General features: G+C 71.2%; 18 protein-coding genes. 11 read left to right on the top strand and 7 right to left on the bottom strand.

Annotated features, from left to right (window positions below):
- The first annotated feature begins 344 nt into the window (after positions 1 to 344).
- Both ACIA8L_RS06445 and ACIA8L_RS06440 read left to right on the top strand, forming a co-directional pair.
- Positions 345 to 875 carry a carboxymuconolactone decarboxylase family protein gene (locus ACIA8L_RS06445; RefSeq protein WP_395901085.1) on the top strand — a complete coding sequence of 177 codons (531 nt, stop codon included), beginning with the start codon at positions 345 to 347 and terminating at the stop codon, positions 873 to 875.
- A gap of 230 nt (positions 876 to 1,105) precedes the next feature.
- Positions 1,106 to 1,372: a hypothetical protein gene (locus tag ACIA8L_RS06440; RefSeq protein ID WP_395901083.1), complete on the top strand. Its 267-nt coding sequence runs from the start codon at positions 1,106 to 1,108 to the stop codon at positions 1,370 to 1,372.
- Positions 1,373 to 1,452: 80 nt separating this feature from the next.
- Here the strand turns inward: ACIA8L_RS06440 and ACIA8L_RS06435 are convergent, their stop codons facing one another.
- The 3 genes from ACIA8L_RS06435 to serA all read right to left on the bottom strand — a co-directional run bounded on the left by ACIA8L_RS06435 (position 1,453) and on the right by serA (position 5,414).
- A complete protein-coding gene (locus ACIA8L_RS06435) occupies positions 1,453 to 2,550 on the bottom strand; it encodes a branched-chain amino acid aminotransferase (RefSeq protein ID WP_395901081.1) in 1,098 nt (365 codons plus the stop codon).
- A gap of 82 nt (positions 2,551 to 2,632) precedes the next feature.
- Positions 2,633 to 3,661: a 3-isopropylmalate dehydrogenase gene (locus tag ACIA8L_RS06430; RefSeq protein ID WP_395901079.1), complete on the bottom strand. Its 1,029-nt coding sequence runs from the start codon at positions 3,659 to 3,661 to the stop codon at positions 2,633 to 2,635.
- 142 nt (positions 3,662 to 3,803) lie between these two features.
- Positions 3,804 to 5,414, bottom strand: a complete 1,611-nt coding sequence (serA, locus tag ACIA8L_RS06425) for a phosphoglycerate dehydrogenase (protein ID WP_395901077.1) — start codon at positions 5,412 to 5,414, stop codon at positions 3,804 to 3,806.
- Between the two features lie 282 nt (positions 5,415 to 5,696).
- On the opposite strand from serA, the gene ACIA8L_RS06420 reads away from it, so the two are divergent.
- Positions 5,697 to 6,068 (top strand): hypothetical protein, encoded by a 372-nt coding sequence (locus tag ACIA8L_RS06420; protein ID WP_395901075.1) that lies wholly within the window; start codon positions 5,697 to 5,699, stop codon positions 6,066 to 6,068.
- A 70-nt stretch (positions 6,069 to 6,138) separates the two neighbouring features.
- Here ACIA8L_RS06420 and glyA read toward each other — a convergent pair whose 3' ends face one another.
- On the bottom strand, positions 6,139 to 7,359 hold the full coding sequence (glyA, locus tag ACIA8L_RS06415; RefSeq protein ID WP_395901073.1) for a serine hydroxymethyltransferase: 1,221 nt from the start codon (positions 7,357 to 7,359) through the stop codon (positions 6,139 to 6,141).
- A 120-nt stretch (positions 7,360 to 7,479) separates the two neighbouring features.
- On the bottom strand, positions 7,480 to 9,333 hold the full coding sequence (ilvD, locus tag ACIA8L_RS06410; protein ID WP_395901071.1) for a dihydroxy-acid dehydratase: 1,854 nt from the start codon (positions 9,331 to 9,333) through the stop codon (positions 7,480 to 7,482).
- Positions 9,334 to 9,549: 216 nt separating this feature from the next.
- Here ilvD and ACIA8L_RS06405 point away from each other — a divergent pair, with 216 nt between their 5' ends.
- From ACIA8L_RS06405 to ilvC, 3 genes are read left to right on the top strand one after another with little or no spacing between them, the layout of a single operon-like run.
- Positions 9,550 to 11,388, top strand: coding sequence for an acetolactate synthase large subunit (locus ACIA8L_RS06405; RefSeq protein WP_395901069.1), 1,839 nt, complete (start codon positions 9,550 to 9,552; stop codon positions 11,386 to 11,388).
- A 14-nt stretch (positions 11,389 to 11,402) separates the two neighbouring features.
- Positions 11,403 to 11,921 carry an acetolactate synthase small subunit gene (gene ilvN / locus ACIA8L_RS06400; RefSeq protein ID WP_223101686.1) on the top strand — a complete coding sequence of 173 codons (519 nt, stop codon included), beginning with the start codon at positions 11,403 to 11,405 and terminating at the stop codon, positions 11,919 to 11,921.
- Between the two features lie 59 nt (positions 11,922 to 11,980).
- Complete coding sequence (gene ilvC, locus ACIA8L_RS06395) at positions 11,981 to 12,994, top strand: ketol-acid reductoisomerase (protein WP_395901067.1); 1,014 nt, start codon at positions 11,981 to 11,983, stop codon at positions 12,992 to 12,994.
- A gap of 244 nt (positions 12,995 to 13,238) precedes the next feature.
- Here the strand turns inward: ilvC and ACIA8L_RS06390 are convergent, their stop codons facing one another.
- Positions 13,239 to 13,673: a TipAS antibiotic-recognition domain-containing protein gene (locus ACIA8L_RS06390; RefSeq protein ID WP_395901065.1), complete on the bottom strand. Its 435-nt coding sequence runs from the start codon at positions 13,671 to 13,673 to the stop codon at positions 13,239 to 13,241.
- A 39-nt stretch (positions 13,674 to 13,712) separates the two neighbouring features.
- Positions 13,713 to 14,162, bottom strand: a complete 450-nt coding sequence (locus ACIA8L_RS06385; protein ID WP_395901063.1) for a hypothetical protein — start codon at positions 14,160 to 14,162, stop codon at positions 13,713 to 13,715.
- A 2,344-nt stretch (positions 14,163 to 16,506) separates the two neighbouring features.
- On the opposite strand from ACIA8L_RS06385, the gene ACIA8L_RS06380 reads away from it, so the two are divergent.
- The 5 genes from ACIA8L_RS06380 (at position 16,507) to ACIA8L_RS06360 (ending at position 22,838) form a co-directional block, all read left to right on the top strand.
- The gene (locus tag ACIA8L_RS06380; RefSeq protein ID WP_395901061.1) at positions 16,507 to 16,791 is read left to right on the top strand and encodes a hypothetical protein; all 285 of its coding nucleotides are present in this window, start codon (positions 16,507 to 16,509) and stop codon (positions 16,789 to 16,791) included.
- Between the two features lie 989 nt (positions 16,792 to 17,780).
- Positions 17,781 to 18,713 (top strand): hypothetical protein, encoded by a 933-nt coding sequence (locus tag ACIA8L_RS06375; protein WP_395901059.1) that lies wholly within the window; start codon positions 17,781 to 17,783, stop codon positions 18,711 to 18,713.
- A gap of 480 nt (positions 18,714 to 19,193) precedes the next feature.
- Positions 19,194 to 19,844, top strand: coding sequence for a PH domain-containing protein (locus ACIA8L_RS06370; protein ID WP_395901057.1), 651 nt, complete (start codon positions 19,194 to 19,196; stop codon positions 19,842 to 19,844).
- Between the two features lie 106 nt (positions 19,845 to 19,950).
- Positions 19,951 to 21,138, top strand: coding sequence for a PQQ-dependent sugar dehydrogenase (locus ACIA8L_RS06365; protein WP_395901055.1), 1,188 nt, complete (start codon positions 19,951 to 19,953; stop codon positions 21,136 to 21,138).
- Positions 21,135 to 22,838, top strand: coding sequence for a metallophosphoesterase (locus tag ACIA8L_RS06360; protein ID WP_395901053.1), 1,704 nt, complete (start codon positions 21,135 to 21,137; stop codon positions 22,836 to 22,838). The genes ACIA8L_RS06365 and ACIA8L_RS06360 overlap by 4 nt, the downstream gene beginning before the upstream one ends.
- Positions 22,839 to 23,028 lie beyond the last annotated feature (190 nt).

The following is a 23,028-nucleotide window of genomic DNA, read 5'->3' as shown; positions in this document are numbered from 1 at the left end:
GGGAGAGGGGCCGTAAGGGCTCGGCGGAGCGAGGCCTTCTGGCCTGGCCACCACGGTCGCCAGACGCAACAAAAAGACCCCCCGCGAAATGCGGGAGGTCTGCGCGTCCGGCGGATGGTTGCCGGGCGCGCTAGGGGCCAATAATGAGCCGAGTCACGTTCGGTAGCTTGCCACGCGTGGGCCGTCCGTGACACGTGATTCCGAATTTTGGGATCGGGCGTGATCTGCTTCACGATTCACCCTGTTCGTCACGTCCTTGTAACGAGCGTCGGTCACTGTTGGAGCCACGCAGGACGGCGCGCCCGTGTGGGAGCGTCGATCACCGTTGGTGAGGGGGTGGGGAAGTGAGCATCGAGACGCTCAAGGCGGCCGTGCCGCCATATGCGCGGGATCTTCGGCTCAACCTCGACTCCGTCCTCGCCACGGAGCTGCTGGACGAGCAGCGGCTGTGGGGCGCCGTGCTGGCGTGCGCGATGACGACCCGCAGCGCGATCGTGATCCGGGCGGCCGCGGCGGAGGCCGGTGACCGGCTGAAGCCGGAGGCGGTCGAGGCCGCGAAGGCGGTCGCGTCGCGGATGGCGATCCACAACATCTACTTCCGCGCCAAGCACCTGATCGGTGACGAGGCGTTCCAGGGCCTGCCCGCGCGTCTGCGCCGCCAGGTCTCCTCCACGCCCGGGGTCGGGGCCGCCGACGTCGAGGCGTGGTCAGTGGCAGTATCCGCGATCACCGGGTGCGGGGTGTGCCTGGAATCGCACGAAAGATCGCTTCGTGGTGCAGGGGTGTCCCGCGAAGTGGTCGACGAGGTGTTGCGTGTCGCCGCGGTTGTTCACGCGCTGGCGGTAACCCTCGATGCAGAGGCGGCTTCCTTCTAGGAGCTTTCCTCTTGTACGGGTGTCGGGGTGGCGGCCCCGGCACCCGTACGCATTTCCGGGCCGGTGCGCATTGCCGGGTCTTGCTTCGCATCCGGTACTCGGTGCGCTGGACCTGCTGCAAATGGCCTAATCCGCTCGTGCAAGTTGCGCACACCGTGTCTGTGGCCGGGCTCCGGGGACGTCTACCGTATGGATCAGTACGGGCAGTGCATATTTCCTGGGGAGAGATCATGGACGACGGAGTTCCGCGAGAGCCGGCCGAGCTGCCGGTCGACCCTCCCCTCGGCTGCGCCGATCCGATGCTGTGGCGCGTCGCCCGGGCGCTGCACGACGCGCACCGGCCCCGGACCGACAACTTCTGCGAGTGCAAGGCGTTCTGGCCGTGCGCGGACGCGCAGCTGGCCGAGGAGGCGCTGCAGCTGGCCTACGACCGGCAGCCGCGCGGTGTCCGCGCGGGCGCGGCCCGCACCTCGAACCTCGGCCGCTGGTCGGCGTGAAAGACCCCAAACGCCCGAAATAGGAAAAGCGGCGCCGAAAGTAAATTCCGGCGCCGCCCGAGCCAGCTGTGAACGGAGCGTTACAAAACCCGGTGCACCCAGCCGTGCGGGTCGGGTGCCGTGCCGCGCTGGATCGACACGAGCTGCTCGCGCAGGCCCATCGTCACCGCCCCGGCCTTCCCCTCGCCGACCGCGAACTCGCCGTCGGCGTCGCGGACCGTCCCGATCGGCGTGATCACGGCGGCGGTGCCGCACGCGAACGCCTCCCGGAGCCGGCCCGAGAGGGCGTCGGCCCGCCACTGCTCGTACGAATACTGCTCCTCCCGCACCGCGTGGCCCGAGTCCGCGGCCAGGCGCAGGACCGACTCGCGCGTGATGCCCGGCAGGATCGAGCCGGTCAGCGGCGGGGTGGTGATCGAACCGTCGTCGAAGACGTAGAACACGTTCATGCCGCCGAGCTCTTCGACGAATTTCTGCTCGACCGCGTCGAGGAACACGACCTGGTCGCAGCCGTGCTCCATCGCCTCGGCCTGGGCCACGAGGCTGGCGGCGTAGTTGCCGCCGCACTTCGCGGCGCCGGTCCCGCCCGGGGCGGCCCGCGTGTAGTCGCGCGACACCCAGACGCTCACCGGCTGGACGCCACCCTTGAAGTAGCTGCCGACCGGGGAGGCGATGACCAGGAAGAGGTACTCCGACGAGGGCTTCACCCCCAGGAAGACCTCGCTGGCGTATTGGAACGGGCGCAGGTAGAGGCTGCCCTCCGGGTCGGTCGGCACCCAGTCCCGGTCGATGCGGATGAGCTCGGACAGGGCGTCCAGGAAGAGCTGGTCCGGCACCGGGGCCATCGCCAGCCGCTGCGCCGAGTTGCGGAACCGGGCCGCGTTGGCCTCGGGGCGGAACATCGTGACGCCGCCGTCGGCCGCCCGATACGCCTTGAGCCCCTCGAAGATCTCCTGCGCGTAGTGCAGCACCGCGGTCGCCGGGTCCATCGGGATCGGACCGCGGGGTTCCACCCGCGCGTCGTACCAGCCTTTGCCTTCGGCGTAGCGCACGGTCACCATGTGATCGGTGAAAATCCGGCCGAAGCCCGGGTTGGCCATCAGCGCGGAACGCTCCGCGGCGGCTACGGGCTGCGGATTCGGACGGATCTCGAAATCGAGCGTTTCACCGCCGTTCATGCATACCTCCAGAAATGGGCGCGGCGACACGCGCGCGCCGCGTGCCGCCAACTTACCCGAACGGACGTTAAATTCGCAGAATCTAGGCCACAGCGGCCGCGAGGCGGTCGCCGATGGCCTCGGTGGACAGCGCCGAACCCGGGGTGCGGGTGGCGACCTCGTTGCCGACGGCCTCGGTGACCTTCGCCGCCGCCTCGGGGTGGCCGAGGTGGTCGAGCAGCAGCGCGGTGGACAGCACGGCCGCCGACGGGTCGGCGACGCCCTTGCCGGCGATGTCCGGCGCGGAGCCGTGGACCGGCTCGAACATGGACGGATGGGCCCGCTCCGGGTTGATGGAGCCGCTGGCGGCCAGCCCGATGCCGCCGGTGACGGCGGCCGCGATGTCGGTGAGGATGTCGCCGAACAGGTTGTCGGTGACGACCACGTCGTAGCGCTGCGGGTTGCTGACCAGGAACATGGCGGCCGCGTCGACGTGCTGGTATTCGGTCTCGATGTCCGGGAACTCGGCCTTGACCGCGTTGAAGGTGCGGGCCCACAGGCCACCGGCGTGGGTGAGCACGTTGGTCTTGTGCACCAGCGTCACCTTGCGCCGCGGGCGCTTGGCCGCGCGGGCGAACGCGTCGCGGATGACCCGCTCGACGCCGTGGCGGGTGTTGAGGCTCTCCTCGGTGGCGACCTCGGCCGCGGTGCCCGGGTGCAGGTTGCCGCCGGCGCCGACGTAGAGGCCCTCGGTGCCCTCGCGGACGACGACGAGGTCGATCTCGCCCGGCTTCACCCCGGCGAGCGGGCTGGTCGTGCCCGGCCAGAGGCGCGACGGGCGCAGGTTGACGTACTGGTCGAAGTCGAAACGCAGCTTCAGCAGCAGGCCCCGTTCCAGGACGCCCGGCGGGACGCTGGGGTCGCCGACGGCGCCGAGGAGGATGGCGTCGTGGCCGCGCAGCTCCTCCAGCACGCTGTCGGGCAGGACCTCGCCGGTGCGGTTGTATCGGGCGGCGCCCAGGTCGTAGTCGGTCGTCTCGACGCCGGGCAGGACGACGCGCAGCACCTTGAGCGCCTGCGCCACCACCTCGGTGCCGATGCCGTCCCCGGCCACTACCGCGATCTTCGCCACCACTAGCCCCTCTCGTGAAATTCCGCTCAACCGTACGCCGCCGTCCTACTTGGTGGACGCGTGTCCCGGTCAATGAGAACACGGGGAAAGAAATGAGGGTGGGGAGCGCCGCCACGCTCCCCACCCTCGTGAGAGGAAAGTCCTAACCGACGGACAGGTCCGCCGTGCTTGCCGCGGTCGCCCCGATCGCCTGCCCGGCCTCGCCGAGCAGGTCCGCGGCCACCAGCTGGTCGACGGTCAGCGTCATGAGCGCCTCCCCGCCGGCCTCGCGCCGGGCGACCTGCATCGCGGCGATGTTGACCCCCGCCGAACCCAGTATCGACCCCACCGTGCCCACCACGCCGGGGCGGTCGGCGTAGCGGAAGAACAGCAGCACGCCGTCGGCCGCCAGCTCGAGGCTGAAACCGTCGATCTCGGTCAGTTTCAGCGCCTCGCGCGGGCCCGCGACATACGTACCGGACACCGAGGCTACCCGCCCGTCCGGCAGGGCTCCACGCACGGTCACCAGGTTGGGCTGGTCGGATGAGTCGGTGAAGACCGCGAGTGCTACCTCGACCCCGCGGTCGGCCGCCAGATGCGGGGCGTTGACGTACGTGACCTGCTCCGCGACGACGCTGCCGAACAACCCTTTCGTGGCCGCCAGCTTGAGCACCGACACGTCGTGTCTGGCCACCTCGCCGTGCACCTCGACGGTGACCGCCGACGCGATGCCACCCGCGACCGCGGTGAACACCGCCCCGAGCTTCTCGGCCAGGGGCAGCAGCGGCCGCACCTCCTCCGCCACGACGCCGCCGGCCTGCACGTTCACCGCATCGGGGACGAACTCGCCGTCGAGGGCCAGCTTGACGCTGCGGGCGACCGCGAGGCCGGCCTTGTCCTGCGCCTCGACCGTCGAGGCCCCCAGGTGCGGGGTGGCGACGACGCTGTCGAACGCGAACAGCGGCGACGCGACGCACGGCTCCTTCGAGAACACGTCGACGCCCGCGCCCGCGACCCGCCCGTCGGCGATCGCGTCGGCCAGGGCCTGCTCGTCGACGAGGCCGCCGCGGGCCGCGTTGATGATCCGCACGCCGGGCTTCACGATGCCGAGCTCGCGCACGCCGATGAGCCCGAGGGTCTCCGGGGTCTTGGGCAGGTGGATCGAGATGAAGTCGCTCTCCCGGAGCAGCTCGTCCAGGCCCAGCAGCCGCACGCCCAGCGCGGCCGCGCGCGCCGGCTGGATGTACGGGTCGTAGGCGACGAGCCGGACCCCGAACGCGGCCATCCGCTGGGCGAAGAGCACACCGATGCGCCCGAGCCCGACGACGCCGACGACCTTGCCGCTCAGTTCGACGCCGGTGTACTTCGACCGCTTCCACTCCCCGGCCTTGAGTGCGGCGGACGCGGCGGCGGTGTTGCGGGCGACGGCGAGCAGCAGCGCGACGGCCTGCTCGGCCGCCGAGACGATGTTGGACGTCGGGGCGTTGACGACCATGACGCCGCGCGCGGTCGCGGCGGGCACGTCGACGTTGTCCAGGCCGACACCCGCGCGGGCGACGACCTTGAGCCTGGGAGCCGCGGCGACCGCCTCGGCGTCGATGCGGGTGGCGCTGCGCACGATCACGGCGCTGGCGTCGGCGAGCGCGGCCAGCAGGGCGGAGCGATCGGTGCCGTCGATGTGACGGACGTCGTAGTCGTCGGCGAGCACCTCGAGAGCGGACGGGGCCAGCTCCTCGGCGATCAGCACCACCGGGCGGTCAGGAGGGAGGGTCATGGGACCTCGACTTCCAGGCTTTACGGTTGGCGTCGGTTCGGCGGGGCGCGCGGCATTGCCCGCCACGCACTGAAGAAACCGCGACGGGGCCGGGCGGACGGCCTCTTCAGGCGATGGTAGGCCCGGTTGACCAGGGGTCTGTGACCCAATTGCGTGAGCGCGATCACAGCGAGGCGTTGCAGTGTCGCACTCCTGACCGGTTCGTCCTGAACCCGCGGCCGGGCCCGCCCCGTGTCTCCGGGCATCAGCGGCACCCCACCCGAAACCGGCTTGGAGAACGAGATGAGCGAGTACTACGACGGCGGTCACGAGGCCGGCTACGAGGACCAGAACCACGACAAGGGCTACGAGGACCAGGGCCACGAGTACCAGGCCGGTCACGAGAACGCGTACGACGACCACGCGCAGCAGGCGTATGGCCACGAGGATATCCAGGACAAGATCCACGACGCCATCGAGCGCATCGAGGACCAGGTCAAGGGCTACGAGGGCCACGAGGCGCACGAGGACAAGGGCTACGAGGGCGACGACAAGGCGTACGAGGGCGACAAGCCGGCGTACGACGAGGACGCCAAGGACTACAACGCCGACGACAAGGCGTACGAGGGCGACAAGACCTACGAGGGCGACGGCAAGGACTACGCCCGCTACTGATCGTGCCTCCACGGACAGAACGGCCCCGGCGCGGAACTCCCTGCCCGCCGGGGCCGTTCGCTGTCCTGCCTCAGATGGGGTAGGTGGAGAGCAACTCCCGCACCTCGCCCGCAATGGCATCCAAGGCGGCGTCGTCGGACTTCAGGGCCGCATCGACGGCCCGCGACATCCACTCGGCGACCTGCGGCATCGAGTCCTCGGTCAGGCCGCGGGTGGTCAGCGCCGGGGTGCCGATGCGCAGGCCGGACGGGTCGAACGGCTTGCGGGTGTCGTAGGGCACGGTGTTGTAGTTGGTCTCGATCCCGGCCCGGTCCAGGGCCTTCGCGGCCGGCTTGCCGCCGATGCCCTTGCCGGTGAGGTCGAGCAGGATCAGGTGGTTGTCGGTGCCGCCCGACACCAGGTCGAAGCCCCGCTCGAGCAGCGCCGCGGCCAGGGCCCGGGCGTTGGCGACGACCTGCCGGGCGTACACCCGGAAGGACGGCTGGGCGGCCTCGCCGAGCGCGACCGCGATCCCGGCGGTGGTGTGGTTGTGCGGGCCGCCCTGCAGGCCCGGGAACACGGCCTTGTCGATGGCCTTGGCGTGCCGCTCGTCGCACATGAGCATGGCCCCGCGCGGGCCGCGCAGCGTCTTGTGGGTCGTGGTCGAGATGACCTCGGCGTGGCCGACCGGGGACGGGTGCGCGCCGCCGGCGATGAGGCCCGCGATGTGCGCGATGTCCGCCACGAGCACCGCACCGGCCTCACGGGCGACCTCGGCGAAGCGCGGGAAGTCGATCGTGCGGGGAATGGCAGTACCCCCGCAGAAAATGATCTTTGGTTTTTCCCGCAGGGCGAGGTCGCGCACCTCGTCGAAGTCGATCCGGCCGTCCTCGCGGCGCACCGAGTACTGCACGGGGCGGAACCACGCGCCGGTCGCCGACACCGGCCAGCCGTGCGTCAGGTGCCCGCCCATCGGCAGCGCCATGCCCATCACGGTGTCGCCGGGCCGGGCCAGGGCCAGGTAGACCGCGAGGTTCGCCGGCGAGCCCGAGTAGGGCTGGACGTTGGCGTGCTCGACCCCGAACAGCGCGCGGGCGCGCTCGACGGCCAGCTCCTCGAGCGGGTCGACGAAGCGCTGGCCCTCGTAGTAGCGCTTGCCGGGGTAGCCCTCGGAGTACTTGTTGGTGAAGACGGAGCCGGTCGCCTCGAGGACGTCGCGGGAGACGTAGTTCTCCGAGGCGATCATCCGCAGCGTGTCGCGCTGCCGCCCGGTCTCGAGGCGGATCAGTTCGGCGACTTGCTGATCGTGCACAGGGGCCTCCTCTGCGATGACACCCAGGCGCGCGGTGTCATGATCGCGGAAGCTCCCCGGTGGTTGACTCCACCTTGATGTGCGCCAGTCGCAGATGACTGACGCACATCATAGTGCCTTTTACGGCACCCGGCGGTAAGCGCCGTCACTGGCCGAGGTGGCCATCGACGCATACGCCCGCAGCGCTGCGGAGACCGGGCGCTCGCGGTTTTCCGGGGTGTAGGGCCGCTCGCGTTTCTCCTGGGCGATCTTGCGGGCGGCCAGCTCCTCGTCGGGGACGACGAGCTGCATCGAGCGGTTGGGGATGTCGATGTCGATCCGGTCGCCGGTCTCGACGAGCGCGATCAGCCCGCCGCCGGCCGCCTCCGGGCTGATGTGCCCGATCGACAGCCCCGAGGTGCCACCGGAGAAGCGCCCGTCGGTGATCAGCGCGCAGGCCCGGCCGAGGCCGCGGCCCTTGAGGAAGCTGGTCGGGTACAGCATCTCCTGCATGCCGGGCCCGCCCTTCGGCCCCTCGTAGCGGATGACCACGACGTCGCCGGCGACGACCTCCTTGGCCAGGATGCCGTCGACGGCGGACTCCTGGGACTCGAAGACGCGGGCCGAGCCGGAGAAGACGAGGTTCTCCTCGGGGACGCCGGCCGTCTTCACCACGGCGCCGTCGGGCGCGAGGTTGCCGAAGAGGATGGCCAGGCCGCCGTCCTTGGTGTAGGCGTGCTCGACGCTCCTGATGCAGCCGTCTTCCCCGTCGGTGTCCAGGGAGTTCCAGCGGTTCTCCGTGGAGAACGGCTCGGTGGTGCGGACGCCTCCGGGTGCAGCGTGGAACAAAGCAAGCGCTTGCTCGGAAGCCTTCCCGCCGCGGATGTCCCACTCGTCGATCCATTCGCGGAACGAGTCGGCGTGGACCGATTTAACCGATTCGTCCAGCAATCCGCCACGGGACAATTCGCCCAAAATGGCAGGAATGCCACCGGCTCGATGAACGTCCTCCATGTGGTACTTCTGCGTGTTCGGCGCCACCTTCGCCAGGCACGGCACCCGGCGCGAGATCGCGTCCATGTCCGCCACGGAGAAGTCGAGCTCGGCCTCGCGCGCGGCCGCGAGCAGGTGCAGCACCGTGTTGGTGGAGCCGCCCATGGCCACGTCCAGCGCCACCGCGTTCTCGAACGCGGGCCGGGACGCGATCGCGCGGGGCAGCACGGACGCGTCGTCCTCGAAGTAGTACCGCTTCGCCAGGTCGACGATGAGCGAACCGGCCCGCTCGAACAGCGCCTTGCGGGCGGCGTGCGTCGCGAGGGTCGAGCCGTTGCCGGGCAGGGCCAGGCCGATCGCCTCGGTGAGGCAGTTCATCGAGTTGGCGGTGAACATGCCGGAGCACGAGCCGCACGTCGGGCAGGCCGAGCGCTCGATCTGGCCGAGCTCCTCGTCCGTGACGGCCTCGTCGGCCGAGGCGATCATCGCGTCGATGAGGTCGAGCTTGGCGTCCTTGTCGTGGACGACGCCCCCGATGGCGATGGTCTTGCCGGCTTCCATGGGGCCGCCGGAGACGAAGACGGTGGGGATGTTGAGGCGGAGGGCGGCGAGCAGCATGCCGGGCGTGATCTTGTCGCAGTTGGAGATGCACACGAGGGCGTCGGCGCAGTGGGCCTGCACCATGTACTCGACGGCGTCGGCGATGAGCTCGCGACTGGGCAGCGAGTAGAGCATCCCGCCGTGGCCCATCGCGATGCCGTCGTCGACGGCGATGGTGTTGAACTCCTTGGCGACCCCACCCGCCTCGGCAACCGTGTCGGCGACGATCATGCCGAGGTTGCGGAGGTGGACGTGGCCCGGCACGAACTGCGTGAAACTGTTGGCGATGGCGACGATCGGCTTGCCGAAGTCGGAGTCGGTCATGCCGGTGGCGCGCCACAGGGCGCGGGCGCCGGCCATGTTGCGACCAGATGTAGAGGTCTTGGATCGCAGCTCGGGCATACCTGCGAGTCTGACACGTTCCGCATTCTGGGATAGGTTGACTCAGGCCATGAGATGCGCCAAAGTGGGCACATGTCGTCGAGGTCGCTCCGAGTACTTATCATCTAGCGCGCCGACGCCTGACGTCAGCGCGCTAGCCCCCCGTGCCGAGCACGTGGGGTTTTTTCATGTCCGGAGTCTTTGCCCCGACACCTTCGAGCGAAAGTGCGTACTGCGATGACGAGACCCACGCCAGAAGTCCTCGCCCACCGAGCGCATCCCACACCGCCGGCGGCCGACCCCAAGAAGGCCGCGCCCGCGGTCTCGGCGGAACTGCTCACCGGCGCGCAGGTACTCGTCCGCTCGCTCGAGGCGCTCGGCGCCGACGTCGTGTTCGGCATCCCCGGCGGGGCCATCCTCCCCGCGTACGACCCGCTGTTCGACTCCGAGAACGTCCGGCACATCCTGGTCCGCCACGAGCAGGGTGCCGGCCACGCCGCGACCGGCTACGCGCAGGCCACCGGCAAGGTCGGGGTGTGCATGGCCACGTCCGGCCCGGGCGCGACCAACCTGGTCACCCCGATCGCCGACGCCTACATGGACTCGGTCGCGATGGTCGCCATCACCGGCCAGGTCGCCTCCGCCTCGATCGGCACGGACGCCTTCCAGGAGGCCGACATCGCGGGCATCACGCTGCCCATCACCAAGCACAACTACCTGGTCCAGTCGGGCGAGGAGCTGCCCCGGGTGCTCGCCGAGGCGTTCCACCTGGCCGGCACCGGCCGCCCCGGCCCCGTCCTGGTCGACATCCCGAAGGACGTGCTGCAGAAGCAGACCACGTTCAAGTGGCCGCCGACGCTGGAGCTGCCCGGCTACCACCCGACGCTGCACCCGCACGGCAAGCAGATCCGCGAGGCGGCCCGGCTCATCGCCAACGCCAAGCGCCCGGTCCTCTACGTCGGCGGCGGCGTCATCAAGGCCCACGCCTCCGAGGTGCTGCTGAAGCTGGCCGAGCTGACCGGCGCCCCGGTCGTCACGACGCTGATGGCCCGGGGCGCGTTCCCCGACTCCCACCCGCAGCACATGGGCATGCCTGGCATGCACGGCACCGTCGGCGCGGTCTACGCGCTGCAGAAGTCCGACCTGCTCATCACCCTCGGGGCCCGCTTCGACGACCGGGTCACCGGCGAGCTGTCGACGTTCGCGCCGAACGCGGCGGTCATCCACGCCGACATCGACCCGGCCGAGATCGGCAAGAACCGGACCGCGGACGTGCCGATCGTCGGCGACGCCAAGCACGTGATCGAGGAGCTCATCGCCGCCGTCACGGCCGAGCACCAGGCCGGCCACAAGCCGGTGCTGCGGGACTGGTGGGCGACGCTGGACGACATCCGCGGCCGCTACCCGCTCGGCTACGAGGAGCCGTCCGACGGCACCCTGGCCCCGCAGTACGTCATCGAGCGCATCGGCGCCCTGGTCGGCCCGGACGCCATCTACACCGCGGGCGTCGGGCAGCACCAGATGTGGGCGGCCCAGTTCGTGAAGTACGAGCACCCGGCGACCTGGCTCAACTCCGGCGGCCTGGGCACCATGGGCTACGCCGTCCCGGCCGCGATGGGCGCCAAGGTCGGCCGGCCCGACAAGGTGGTCTGGGCGATCGACGGCGACGGCTGCTTCCAGATGACCAACCAGGAGCTGGCCACCTGCGCCCTGGAGGGCATCCCGATCAAGGTGGCCGTCATCAACAACGGCAACCTGGGCATGGTCCGGCAGTGGCAGACGCTCTTCTACGACCAGCGGTACTCCAACACCGAGCTCGGCACCCACAAGCACCGCATCCCGGACTTCGTGAAGCTCGCCGACGCCCTCGGCTGCGTCGGGCTGCGCTGCGAGACCAAGCAGGACGTCGACGCCACCATCGAGGCCGCGATGAAGGTCACCGACCAGCCGGTCGTCGTCGACTTCGTGGTCGGCAAGGATGCCATGGTGTGGCCCATGGTCCCGGCCGGCACCAGCAACGACGAGATTTTGTTCGCGCGGGGCGTCCGTCCCGCGTTCGACCAGGACGACGTGTAGGAGACTCCGCAATCATGGCCAAGCACACGCTCTCCGTCCTGGTGGAGAACAAGCCCGGCATACTGGCTCGCGTCGCCGGGCTCTTCGCCCGGCGCGGGTTCAACATCGACTCCCTGGCCGTCGGCGAGACCGAGCACCCCGAGGTCTCCCGGATGACGATCGTGGTCAACGCGGACGAATCGCCGCTGGAACAGGTCACCAAGCAGCTCAACAAGCTCGTGCAGGTCCTGAAGATCGTCGAACTCGACACCACCGCCAGCGTGCAGCGGGAGCTGCTGCTGGTGAAGGTGCGCGCGGAACGCCCGGTGCGCTCGCAGGTCCTCGAGACCGTGAACCTGTTCCGGGCCCGCGTGGTCGACGTCGCCGCGGACGCCCTCACCATCGAGGCGACCGGCACGTCGGAGAAACTGGACGCGCTGCTTCGTGACCTGGAGCCGTTCGGTATCAAGGAGATGGTCCAGTCCGGCGTCGTGGCCATCGGCCGCGGCTCCCGCTCGATCACGACCGGCCCAGCGCTCCGCGCCGCCGCGTAAGACTGGTTCTTTTCGGTTTTGACCGATTTGGTCGTTTTGTTCGCCTGAGAGGAAAGTACATGCCCGCCGAGGTGTTCTACGACGACGACGCCGACCTGTCGTTGATTCAGGGCCGCAAGGTCGCGGTGCTGGGCTACGGCAGCCAGGGCCACGCCCACGCGCTGAGCCTGCGCGACTCCGGCGTCGACGTGCGCATCGGCCTGCCCGAGGGTTCCAAGAGCCGCGCCAAGGCCGAGGAGCAGGGCCTGCGGGTCCTCACGCCGGCCGAGGCGAGCGCCGAGGCGGACGTCATCATGATCCTCGCGCCCGACACGGTCCAGCGCTCCCTCTACGCCGAGGCCGTCGCCCCCAACCTGACCGCCGGCAAGGCGCTCTTCTTCGGCCACGGCCTCAACATCCGCTTCGGCCTCATCACGCCGCCCGCGGACGTCGACGTGTGCATGGTCGCCCCGAAGGGCCCGGGCCACCTGGTCCGCCGCCAGTTCGTCGACGGCAAGGGCGTCCCCTGCCTGATCGCGATCGAGCAGGACGCCACCGGCAACGCGCAGGCCCTCGCGCTGGCCTACGCGGCCGGCATCGGCGGCACCCGCGCCGGCGTGATCAAGACGACGTTCAAGGAGGAGACCGAGACCGACCTGTTCGGCGAGCAGGCCGTCCTCTGCGGCGGCGCGTCGGCGCTGGTCCAGACCGGTTTCGAGGTGCTCACCGAGGCGGGCTACGCCCCGGAGATCGCCTACTTCGAGTGCCTGCACGAGCTCAAGCTCATCGTCGACCTGATGTACGAGGGCGGCATCGCGCGGATGCGCTACAGCATCTCCGACACCGCCGAATACGGCGACTACACCCGCGGCCCGCGCGTCATCGACGGCCGCGTCAAGGAAGAGATGAAGCGCATTCTCGGCGAGATCCAGTCGGGCGAGTTCGCCCGCGAGCTGATCGCCGAGGACGACGCGGGCCGGCCCAACTTCACCAAGTACCGCGAGCAGGGCGCCAACCACCCGATCGAGGAGACCGGCAAGCAGCTGCGGTCGATGATGAGCTGGGTCGACCGGCCACTGAACGAAACGGCCTGAGCGATTTCGTGATTGAGGGGCCCCTTCCGAGAAAGGGGCCCCTTTTCAAACGCCTATTTACTCGGGTCCGCGGTGATTGCGGTCCGCCGCTCCCGCCAGACACCGGTCGGCCCCGGGGGGCCTCCCTGCCAGGTCCGCACATGCGGACGTCTACAACGACGGCCCTGGCGGGCCTTAGTTACGGACCTCTACCACGACGGCCCTGGCGGGCCTTTGCCGACCCGGATCCGGCCCTGGCGGGCCTTTATGAGGACTGCCGGGCCGCGTTGGCCCGGATCGCATCCCGGATGTACGCGGCGAGTCCCGGATGCCCGGTGTCATAGTTCGCCGTGAATCGCGGATCGGCGACGTACATTTCGCCCAGCCCTTGATGCATCTCGACCGGGCAGTCGTAGAACCACCGGCCGATGTGCTGCCGGTGCGCCTCGGCCAGGTCCATGACCCGCGAATCATCGGCCGGAACACCGCCGTCGAACGCGGCCGCGAACCCCTCGGTGTTCGCCGCCGCCTCCGCCTTGATCCGCTCCCAGTCGGCCTTCGTGTACCGCGCCGTCCGGCGCGCCGACTCCTTGTAGGCGTCGGTGTCGCCCCAGCGTTCCTGAGCCTCCGCGGCGTACTGCTCGGGGTCGTTGTCCCCGAACAGTTCCCGCCGCTCCTCGGGTGTCACGTTCATCGTCATGGAAACCAGCGTGGTGTCTCCCGTGGCTGGAGAGTCAAGCTACTTGCGCCGCAGGAACCGCCGTGAGGTCTTCTCCTTGGGCTCCTCGTCCAGGTTCAGCTCCAGCGGCGCCAGGTCCTCGAAGGCCCCGACCTCCCGCTTGCGCTGCTCCGGAATCGACTCCCCGCGGTTGCCCCAGCCGGCCCCGTCGTCATTGCGCCGCCCGGCCTCCCGCTCGCCCCGCCGATCCCAGTCGTCGTTGCGCCCGGCCGGACGCTCCTCGTTCCGCCCGACCGCCCGATCGTCACTCTTGGCCGCGCCCCGATCCCACCGAGTGGTGGCCTCAGCCGCCCAGTCAGCGTTCCCGGCGTCGTCCCGCTCCGCCCCGGCGTCCTTGTCCTTGTTGCGCCCCCACCGAGACTTCTTGCCCTTCTCGGCGCTCTCAGCAGCCGGCGGCGCCCCCGAGTCCCACCAGGCGTCTTCAGCCCCGTTCCCACCCGCAGCGGCCACGTGAGAACCCCGGGCGCCGTGAGGACCTTGAGCGCCGTGAGGACCTTGAGCGCCGTGAGGACCTTGAGCGCCGTGAGGAGCTTGAGCGCCGTGAGGACCTTGAGCGCCGTGAGGACCTTGAGCGCCGTGAGGAGCTTGAGCGCCCTGAGAACTCTGAAGTCCTTGAGGGCCTTGAGGACTCTGAGGGCTCTGCGGGACCTGAGAGTTTTGGGGGCCCGAAGTCGCCGCACCCCGCCCATGCGCTCCCCAGCCACCGCCGTTCTCCGCGCCGGCGCTCGAAGCCGAACCCTGACCAGCCGCACTGGAAGGATGCGCCCCCCAGCCCGGCCCGTACTGCGGCTCGCCCCCACCAGCGGCATGTCCACCCCAGCCGTTCCCAGCTCCGGCATCAGGCTGCGCCGCCTGCCCCCAGCGAGCCCCAGCCGCACCCGAGTTGTCAGCCGCACCACCCCAGCCGTTCCCAGCTACAGGCGAGTCGTCAGCCGCACCACCCCAGCTGTTCCCAGCTACAGGCGAGTCGTCAGCCGCACCACCCCAGCTGTTCCCAGCTACGGGCGAGTTGTCAGCCGCACCACTCCAGTTGCCGCCGGCACCGGGCACATCGGCCCGCCCGCGCCCGGCGACCGGCCCACCATCGCCCGGTCCAGCCCAGCCGGTTTCGGCCCCAGCCACCTCAGCGCGCCCGCGCCCAGCGACCGGCCCGCCATCGCCACGATCACCCCAGCCGGCACCGGCCGCCGGCGCGGTGTCACCCCGGCCACTCCAGTCCGAAGCATCGGCAACGGGCTCGGCCCGGCCACCCCAACGCTCAGCCGACCCCCCGAACTCGGGCCGCCGATTCTCGACAACCGGCACCCCGGCCCCGGAAGAGCTCCCGACATCCCCGCCGAAGCCGCCGGCGCCGCCATCATCACCGCGCCAGTCCGGCCCCGCAGCCTGATGCTGGGACCCGTCCGCCTGCTGCATCCGATCCCGCCGCCGGATGGACCGCGCCCCGGCGTCCGAATCCCACGTACGCCCAAGCTCGAGCGGCTGCGCCACCAACTCCGGCGAATCCCCGTCAAAGAGATTCCCGGTGAACGCTCCCCGCTCGCCCCGCCGCCGCTCCCCGGCCGAAGGCACCTCAGCCCCCCGCCCGTACGGAGCCGCCTCACCCCCGCCAAGCCAGTCACCCGGAGCCGCCTCGCCCCCCGGCTCAGCCGCCCCACGCCAACTGCCCGCGGACTGCTCATTCCCAGCCTCAGCCGCCCCACGCCAGCCGCCCGCGGACTGCTCGCTCCCAGCCTCAGCCCCGCTACGCCAAGCACTCGAAGCCGGCTCGCCCCCAGCCTCAGCCCCGCTACGCCACTCGACGGAGGGCCGCTCGCCTCCCGCCTCACCCGCGCTGCGCCAAGCAACGGAAGGCCGCTCACCCCCACCGGCAAGGGGCCGGTCACCTCCACCGGCATGCGGCCCGTACCCATCCCCCAGCGCCCCGGAGCCCGCCTGAGGTTCGGATCCGCCCGACCACGACCCCGCCGCCCCGAACTGCTCCGCCTGGCCAAGCCGCCCCGACGACCCGGACTGCCCCGCCGACCCACCGGCATCACCCGCAGACCGCCACTCAACCGAAGGCCGCCCACCGAGCCGGGGCCGCTCCTCAGCCGGCGGCGGCCACTCAACAGCCGCCCGCTGCACCCCATCCGACCTACGCGCCCCGTCCGACCGCGACGCCCCGTCCGACCACTGTGATCCGTCCGACCGCGCCGCCTCGTCCGACCGCCCAAGCTCAGACCCGCCCTGCTCAGCCCCGCCATCCCAGGCTTCGGGCGCCCGCTCGAACGCGCCACCCCAGGGCTCCCGCCCGCGCTCCGGCTCCGAAGCACGCGACGGCCGCCAGGCTTCCCCAACCGACTCCGACGCCCGCCGATCCCGCCGCGAGTCCGGCACCGGCTCAGGCGCCCGCTGCTCCCGCCAGGAGTCCGGCACAGGTTCCGGCGCCCGCTGCTCCCGCCAAGCATCCGCCACCGGCTCCGGCGCCCGCCGATCCGACCAGGAGTCCGCCACCGGCTCCGGCGCACGGCGATCCCGCCACGACTCACCAACCGGCTCGGGCGCCCGCTGCTCGCGCCAGGACTCGGCCACGGGTTCGGGCGCACGGCGATCCGCCCACGGGTCAGCCACGGGCTCCGGCGCGCGTCGATCCGACCGGGAGTCCGCCACGGGCTCCGGCGCACGGCGATCCGACCGGGAGTCCGCCACGGGTTCCGGCGCCCGGCTGTCCCGCCACGACTCGCCGGCCGGCGCGGACGCGGCCCGCGACGACGACCCGTCCCACGATCCCGCACCCGAACGGTCACGCTCCGTGTTCGATGAGGCGTCGGAGGCCTGCTCCGGCCAGTTCCCGGGTTCGTACGCCACCGGCAAGTCGTCGGCCTGGCTGCTCCACTGGAACCGGTCGCCCGGCGCGGGCGTCTCGCCGCCCATCGGCGACCAGGACCGCCGAGCCGCGGAGCGAGACTCCGGCTCGGTGGCGCCTTCGGCCGCCCAGGCCGCCAAGCGGCTGGCGGAGTCGTTGTCCCAGTCCCCCACCAGTTCGCGAGTGGCCCGCGCCTCCCAGGAGGCACTGGACTCGCCGGCTTGCTCGTGATCGTTCCGTTCGCCAGAAGGGCGCGTCAACGACTCATCTCCAAGATCGGAACCCCGGCGCGCGGACGCGCCCGAGTCGCGGTCAATCCGGTCCAATTCACGTTCAAAGCGCGAACGCCCGTCACCTTCGCGACCCGCCGCACGCCGCTCGGTCGCGGACCGAGCGTCGCCATCAGATCCCGAAGCAGCACCATCATCGAACATGCGATCAAGGCGCGGACGTCCACCGAAGTCAGAATCCCGATCATTTCCCGCCGAACCACCCAGGCCGCCGTCCCCACCGGAGCGCGAACCGCCCCCGGCCCCGGCACCCCGGCCCCCGCGCGCTCCCCCACCCGAGTCCCCGTCGTCGCGACCCGAGCGGGAGCCCGCACCAGAGTCCACGCCACGACCGGAGCGGCCGGCACCACCCGAGTCCATGCCCCGACCCGAACGGCCGGCATCACCGCCGAGCTCCGCATCGCGCCCGAGCCCCAGCGTGGCCCCGAAGCCGGAACTGCGGTCACGGCGATCGGCGGACTCGAACCGGTCGTCGTCAGCCAACAACCCCTCGGCCGCGAATTCGCCGTCGGACTTGAAACCCCGAGCACCCAGCGTGTCCGGCGCACCACCCGAAGCGTCGGCCCGATCCGCGGTCAACGCGTCCGGCCGATCGCCCGACGGCTCGTCCACGGCCGGTCCGTGCCCCTCGCCGCGGGTCGTCGCGCTGCGGGCCAGGCGGCCGAGCCGGGCGCGCATCGCACCGCTGCCCGGGCGCCACGCCGTCGTCGTGCCGGCCGCCTCGCTCGGCGTACCACCCAGCACGGCCGGCGGCCCACCGGCAGACGCCCCGCCGGTCGGCGCGGAAGCCGCGGCGGCGAAGGCGGCGTCCGTAGGTGAGGTCGAGCGCTCCGCCGACGGCTCGGTGGCCTCGCGGGCGAAGGTGCGCGGGAGCGACAGCGGCTCGGGCAGTTCGTTGCCGGCCGCCAGCACCAGGAGGCGCTCCATGACGTGGAGATCGACGCGGTATGGCTCGGCCGACAGCCACCGGCCGGCCGCGTCGACCATCTCGTGGGCGTGGACCAGGTGCAGGTGCTCGCCGGGCGCGACGGAGATGACCAGGTCCTCGGAGACGTCGCCGCGCGAGGGGGCGACCACGAGGTACCCCCGCACCGAGCCACCGACCTTCGCCAACTGCTCGCGCCAGGTGTGCACCTCGGCGGCCAGGCCGTCGACGTCCTCCGACCCGGGCACGAACAGCCGGCCGCCGCGCAGGACCTGCCCCGCGGCGTCCATCGTGAACTCACCGTGCGGCCACACCGTCGGCAGGAACAGCGCGACCCGGCGGCCGGCGGCGACCAGATGCGTGCAGCCGCCCTCACCCAGCGCGAAGAACCGCGCACTCGGGATGGCCTCGAGCTCCTTCAGGCGGGGCAGGTGATCGTCGGGCTTGCCCCACCAGCGGCGGCCGCTCACGGCTTCGTCGATGGACAGCCGGGACACGCGGCGGGCGTCAAGGAGAAGAGCGGAAAGAAAAGACCCGGCCAGTGGTACTACGAACGCGAGATTGATCCCGATGAACTCCAGGACCCCGAGGATGTCGAACCAGCTGTCCGGCAGCCGTCCGCGCGTGGCCGCTCCCCACGCGACCGCGCCGCCGGCGATGGCCAGAATGGCGAACAGCGGGAAGCCGCGCAGCGTCAGGGCCACGACACCGGCGAGCGCCAGGATCGCCGCGGCACCCCACAGGATGCTGAGCTCCTTGATCCCCCAGCCGGCGACGGCGAGCCCCACGACGACCGCGACACCGAGCAGCACGCCCGCCACGAGACCGGTCGGGCGCACGGCGACGCGCTTGCTGCGTTTGACCCCGTCGGCCCACGGCGCGGGTGCGTCCGGGCGGAATGTGGTGGTCACGTCCTAGCCTCCCGCCACGGGCGATAACCCGCCAAGCTGGACATATCGAACGTCTCCGACACCGGCCCCCCGACCGGTCGCGGATCGCCCAGCGTCCCACGCCACCGACCCGGACCGGAAGCCGATGCGACCCCCGCCACAGCCATAATCCCGACATCCGGCCGCAACGTGCCCGCCACACCACGCACCGCGACGACCAGCAGACTCACCGCCGCACACAGTTGCGGAGCACGCGGCCGACCGCGGACCGCGACCACGCACCGGCGCGGTTACGGAGCGCACGGCCCGGGCCGGCCGGCGATCGCCGGGGAAGCTTACGAAGCCGGACATACCACCGCCGATCGCCCGTCCGGCCCCCCGACCGGTCGCGATCTCGTCAAGCACGGCACCGAGCGTAACCCCGGCCGCCCGTGGCGGCGAAGGGCGGCCGTTCTCATCCCCCACGGCGCTCAGTATGCCCGCCCGGGCGCCCGGAGGCAGTTCCTCGAAAGGTGGGAGGATGGCGGTGTGAGCCAGCAGATCAAGGTCAAGTTCCGCCGCAGCGCCGCCCTAGCCGTGGCGGGCGCGATCACGGTGATCGGCGGCATTCCGCTGCTCGCCGAGAGCGTCTGGTTTCTGCCGCTCCTGCTGATCCCCCTCGCGATCGCCGTCTGGGCCTGGCGGGCCGGCACGGACGCCGACGAGCGCGGCTTCACGGTGCGTGCGCTCTTCGGCCACCGCACGGTCCCGTGGAACGCCGTCGACGGCCTGGTCACCGACGGCAACACGGTCCAGGCCCGCCTGGCCAACGGCCACCTGGTGCAGCTGGACGCGGTACGCCCGGCCGACCTCCCCCGCCTCATCAAGGCCAGCGGCCAGGACCTGCAGCCGGACCGCCCCACCACCCACCCCGGCACCCCGGACTCCGAAGCGACCGACCCCGACCCCGCCGAACTTGACGCGCCCGAGCCCGACGCTTCCGAACCCGACGCAACCGCGCCCGACGCCCTGGACGCCGACGCGACCGAGCTCGATGCGACCGAACCCGATGCAACCGCGCCCGACGCCGCCGAGGACACCTCACAGCCGGCCGCAACCGAAGACCGCCCACAGCCGGGTCCCGTGCAGAACAGCCGGCAGCTGGACGCCGTAGCGGACAGCCCGCAGCCGACCAAGTAACTTCCAACGCCCCGACGCGGTGCGGCGTTGGGTGGGTTTGAGGCGGTTGAGGGCGGATGTGCGGTGGGAACGGTAGCGCTCAGGTGGCAACGCTACGCTTGGCCGGGTGAGCGCCCGGACGTACCGTTTTGCAGGCCGTGCCGTCGGCCGGAGTGTTGCTGGCCTCTGCGCGGCGGTGGCGGTTCTCGGCCTCGCGGCCTGCTCGTTCGGGCCGCCGCCGCCTGACGAGCTCGGGTCGCCGCCGAAGCTTTCGCCGTATCCGTCGCCCTCCGGGTCGGGCGGGAGCGATGACGGCGGCGCGGAGGTGCCGGTCACGGTGCTGGCCAAGGGGCTCGCGGTGCCGTGGGGGATCGCGTTCCTGCCCGACGGGTCGGCGCTGGTCACGGAGCGGGACAGCAAGCGGCTGCTCAAGGTCGGCAAGGAGACCACGTCCGACGGGATGCTCGTCGCCGAGCTGCAGAAGATCGACGCGGCGGTGTCCGGTGGCGAGGGCGGGCTGCTCGGGGTCGCGGTTTCGCCGCAGTACGACACGGACAAGACGGTGTTCGTGTATTACACCGCCCAGGACGACAACCGGGTGGCGAAGCTGACCCTCGGGCAGCCGCCCACGCCGATCCTGACCGGCATCCCGAAGGCGACCACGCATGACGGCGGGCAGATCCGGTTCGGGCCGGACGGGTTCCTCTACGTGGCCACCGGCGACGCCAACAAGCCGGAGACGGCGCAGGACCTCACCAGCCTCGGCGGGAAGATCCTGCGGCTCCAGGCGGACGGGAAGCCGGCGCCCGGTAACCCGTTCGGAACCGCGGTGTACAGCTACGGACATCGCAACGTGCAAGGGTTCGCGTGGGACAAGAACCAGCGCATGTACGCATTGGACTACGGGGCCGACAGTGTCGATGAGCTCAACGTGATCGAGGCCGGGAAGAACTACGGCTGGCCGGCCGTGGAGGGCAAGGGCAGCGACCCGAAGTACACGAACCCGATCCAGACCTGGAAGCCGGCCGACGCCTCCTGCTCCGGGCTCGCCTACCTCGGGGGCTTCCTCGTGACCTCCTGTCTCAAGGGCCAGCGTTTGTACGTCATGCAGGCCACCGAAGCCGGGACGCTCCTGGGCGCACCCGTGCCGCTGCTCGACGACAAGTACGGGCGCCTGCGCGCGGCCGCGGTGTCGCCCGACGGCAGCCTGTGGGTGTCGACGTCCAACAAGGACGGCCGGGGCACGCCGAAGCCGGACGACGACCAGCTTCTGCGCCTGGTGATCAGTGACGTCGGCGAGGCCGGCAAGAGTTGAGATCGCTGTTCCGGCGCCGCGTCGCCCTGGCCGCCGCCCGGGCCCGGCGCCGCGCGATCGTCATGGCGGCCGGGCGCCGGCACCATCCGGCCGGGCCGGGCCGAAGGTCGAAGACGCCGAAGCACCCCCGGCTGCGGCGGCTCGGGCACGGACTGCTCGTCGGCGCGGTCGCGATCGTCGGCATGCTGATCGGGGTGTCGCTCGGCGGCAGCACCACGCAGGACATCGGACCGTTCCGCGCGCAGCTTTCCCTGGCGCCGTCGTTCACCGGGGACACGTCGGTGGAGATCCCGCCGCTGGGCTCCCTGGAGCTGGACAGCCACGACGGGCCGGCGCACCTGCGGATCCGGCTGGAGTCGCTGGACGAGGCGCGCACCCGCGCGTTCGCGGCGAAGTCCGGCAACCTGGAGCAGCTCAGCCACGACGCCGTCGACCAGCTCAACCTCGGGGTGCGGCGGCTGGCGATGCAGACCGCGGGCTTCGGGCTGCTGGGCGGGATGATCCTGGTCGCGCTGGTGTTCCGGGCGCGGCGGGAGACGGCGATCGCGGGCTTCGTGGTGCTCGGCGTGCTGGCATCGACCGGGGCGGCGACGCTGCTGACCTTCAAGCCGGCGGCGATCCAGGAGCCCACCTATCGCGGCCTGCTGGTCAACGCGCCGGCCATCATCGGTGACGCGAAGCGGATCACCGACCGGTTCGAGGAGTACCGCGACCAGCTGCAGAAGCTCGTGCTCAACGTCAGCAAGCTGTACGGGACGATCTCGGCGCTGCCGGTGTATGAGCCGGACACGAGCACGACCAAGGTGCTGCACATCTCCGACATGCACCTCAACCCGGCCGCGTGGGGCGTCGTGCGCTCGGTCGCGGACCAGTTCGACATCGACATCATCGTCGACACCGGCGACATCAACGACTGGGGCTCGGAGCCCGAGGCCTCCTACGTCAACGTGATCGGCGACCTCAAGGTCCCGTACCTCTACGTCCGCGGCAACCACGACTCGGCCGTCACCGCAGCCGCCGTCGGCCGCCAGCCCAACGCCACGGTCCTCGACGACACGGTCGTCACCGTCGACGGCATCACCTTCGCCGGCATCGGCGACCCCCGGTTCACCCCGGACAAGTCGACCGACGAGACGGACGAGCAGCAGCACCAGGAGGTCATCGAGGCCGGCAACGTGCTCGCGGCGAAGATCCGCAGCAGCTCCAAGCCGGTCGACGTCGCGATGGTGCACGACCCGGTCGCGGCCCAGCAACTGGCCGGCCTGTGCCCGCTGGTCCTGGCCGGTCACAAGCACGAACGCTCGATCGCCCGCCTCAACCCGAACCCCGCCAACGCCGCCCCCGCGCCCGTGCCGGTCCCCTCCCCGTCGACGTCGGAGTCGCCGGCCGCCCTCAAGGCCCTGCAGGAGCGCACCCTGCTGATGGTCGAGGGCTCGACCGGCGGGGCCGGCCTGCGCGGCCTGGAGCGCTCGAAACCCCTGCCGCTGGCCCTGTCGATCCTGTACTTCGACGAGAACCAGCACCTCTCCGCCTACGACGACATCCAGGTCGGCGGCACCGGCCTCACCGAGGTCGCCCTCCAGCGCCACCTGGTCCAGCCCGACACCAAGGCCGCCCCGACCCCCACGCCCTCGGCGGTGCCCTCCACGTCCGGCTCGCCCGCGCTCACCCCCTCACCCACGCTGACCCCGTCGCGCTGACCCACGACGGACCCGCCGCACAGACGCACCGCGCCGAGCCAGCCACACGGACGCAACGCGACATGCCGTGAAGCCACGCGCGGACGCGACGCGACATGCCGTGGAGCCGCGCAAACGCGACGCGACGTGCCGGCCGCGCGCGGACGCAACATGCCGCGCAGCCGCGCGGACGCGACGTGGCGTGGCGTGC

This window comes from Dactylosporangium sp. NPDC051541 (assembly GCF_044454505.1).
Classification (GTDB): domain Bacteria; phylum Actinomycetota; class Actinomycetes; order Mycobacteriales; family Micromonosporaceae; genus Dactylosporangium.
Note: the sequence above shows the minus strand (reverse complement) of the source record. Positions and strands in the feature narration are given on the sequence as shown.

Bases quoted from the DNA above. Each gene is read 5' to 3' on its own strand.
- ACIA8L_RS06440 (WP_395901083.1), top strand. From the start codon at position 1,106: ATGGACGACGGAGTTCCGCGAGAGCCGGCCGAGCTGCCGGTCGACCCT.
- ACIA8L_RS06420 (WP_395901075.1), top strand. From the start codon at position 5,697: ATGAGCGAGTACTACGACGGCGGTCACGAGGCCGGCTACGAGGACCAG.
- serA (WP_395901077.1), bottom strand. From the start codon at position 5,414: ATGACCCTCCCTCCTGACCGCCCGGTGGTGCTGATCGCCGAGGAGCTG.
- ACIA8L_RS06405 (WP_395901069.1), top strand. From the start codon at position 9,550: ATGACGAGACCCACGCCAGAAGTCCTCGCCCACCGAGCGCATCCCACA.
- ACIA8L_RS06435 (WP_395901081.1), bottom strand. From the start codon at position 2,550: ATGAACGGCGGTGAAACGCTCGATTTCGAGATCCGTCCGAATCCGCAG.
- ACIA8L_RS06390 (WP_395901065.1), bottom strand. From the start codon at position 13,673: ATGACGATGAACGTGACACCCGAGGAGCGGCGGGAACTGTTCGGGGAC.
- ilvN (WP_223101686.1), top strand. From the start codon at position 11,403: ATGGCCAAGCACACGCTCTCCGTCCTGGTGGAGAACAAGCCCGGCATA.
- ilvC (WP_395901067.1), top strand. From the start codon at position 11,981: ATGCCCGCCGAGGTGTTCTACGACGACGACGCCGACCTGTCGTTGATT.
- ilvD (WP_395901071.1), bottom strand. From the start codon at position 9,333: ATGCCCGAGCTGCGATCCAAGACCTCTACATCTGGTCGCAACATGGCC.